The organism is Microcystis sp. M53598_WE2 (genome assembly GCF_030067735.1).
GTDB classification, from domain to species: domain Bacteria; phylum Cyanobacteriota; class Cyanobacteriia; order Cyanobacteriales; family Microcystaceae; genus Microcystis; species Microcystis aeruginosa.
This window is the reverse complement of record NZ_JASJFE010000566.1, coordinates 1-1,507: the sequence shown is the minus strand read 5'-3', so window position 1 is coordinate 1,507 and position 1,507 is coordinate 1. Positions and strand designations below refer to the sequence as shown.

Sequence of the window (1,507 nt, the reverse complement as noted above, 5' to 3'; positions counted from 1 at the left end):
TAACCCCGTCCCCGGCTCTAGCAACCAATCCAACTATTATCAACCCCCCGTATATCAGGCCCCCGTCTACGGCAGTCAACCTAACGTCACTGGTTATCCCAATCAGGGAATGCCACCTAACAATAATGGCACCCCCAATCAAGTTCCACCTCAAAGTATTAACCGAGGTTTCTCCATCCAACAACCCATTAATACCAGGTCTTCTGGTTACTAGAGGAACTTAGATAGGGTTTGCTGAATAAATCTAAAAACCTTGTTGGATAATATTTTTAGACTTTTTTGAAATCAAAAAGTACCAGCGATTGGAGTGATTGGGGGGAAAATCCCTGGACTTTTTCCCTGAAAATTAGGTAATTGACCGCCTGAAAATGGGTAAAACCCTACACCCTACCCCCACCAACAAACTTTTTGCCGCAAACCCTAGATAGGAGCTTGTAGGAAGTCTAATAAAATCGGATTAACTATTTCTGGGGCCTCGTCCTGGGGACAGTGGCCTAAACCGGCTAAGGGGATAAACTGTTTTACTGTCGGGAATCGTGCTAATTCTTGGCCCAAGGCCAAGGGCTCCCAGGGATCTTCGCTACCCCAAAGCAGAATCGCCCGACAGGGGAGAATCGGCAGTAGGTCTTCTGGCAGCGGGCCGCCAGAATAAGCGGTAAAAGCGAGGAAAACCTCGATCGCTCCCTGATCTCTGGCGGGTTTTAGGATTATTTCTACTAATTCCTCCGTTACCGCTTCCGAGCGCCGATAAGCTTGCAGGAGAATTTTACGCACTGTCTGGGGTTTAGCGATCTGTTGGAAGAAAAAAGCCCCAATTGCCTTATTTTTGAGAATTATTTGGGCAAAATCCGCACCTAAACGACGATACCAGGGTAATTCCCCCCGTTTTCTTTCGTGCAGTAGTCTGAGGGAACAATTGATCGCCGCTACCCCAAGGACAAAATCGGGATAATCGACGGCAGCCTGCATGATGGCCACACAACCGATGGAATTACCCGCCAAAAAAGCAGGACCACCCACCACTTCCCGACAAAAATCGGCAATTTGCGCCCCCCAAGTCTCGAAAGTGTAATCGATCTCGTTTTTCGGTTCGGGTTTGTCGGAACCGCCAAAACCAATTAAATCTAGGGCAAAACAGCGACATTTTTCGCCTAAAACGGGGATATTTTTCCGCCAATGTCCCCAAGATGCCCCAAATCCATGCACAAGCACGATCGCAGGTCCCGTCTCCCCCGCACTCTGATAGGTGATTTTGAATCCCCGCCAATGCCAGATTTTTGGTTGTGTCTCTAATCCTAGAATTTGCTGCATATTTTTGTTTATCTGTAAAGTATTTGTTGCTTTTCTTAATATATACTGTCAGGTTAAGTAGGGTCTGCTGAATAAATCTAAAAACCTTGTTGGATAAGACTTTTGGACTTTTTTCCCCTCAAAAAGTGCCAGCCATTGCGGGGATCGGGGGAAAATTCAGGTACTTTTTCCCTGAAAATTAGGTAGTTGACCACCT

Annotated in this window: 1 protein-coding gene and 1 pseudogene; one reads left to right on the top strand and one right to left on the bottom strand. The window is 46.6% G+C overall.

What is annotated here, in order from left to right:
• Positions 1 to 214 (top strand): annotated as a pseudogene (locus PX636_RS11505) (hypothetical protein); the annotation flags it as partial.
• 206 nt (positions 215 to 420) lie between these two features.
• Here PX636_RS11505 and PX636_RS11500 read toward each other — a convergent pair.
• The gene (locus PX636_RS11500) at positions 421 to 1,311 is read right to left on the bottom strand and encodes an alpha/beta fold hydrolase (RefSeq protein ID WP_002797519.1); all 891 of its coding nucleotides are present in this window, start codon (positions 1,309 to 1,311) and stop codon (positions 421 to 423) included.
• Between the last annotated feature and the right edge of the window lie 196 nt (positions 1,312 to 1,507).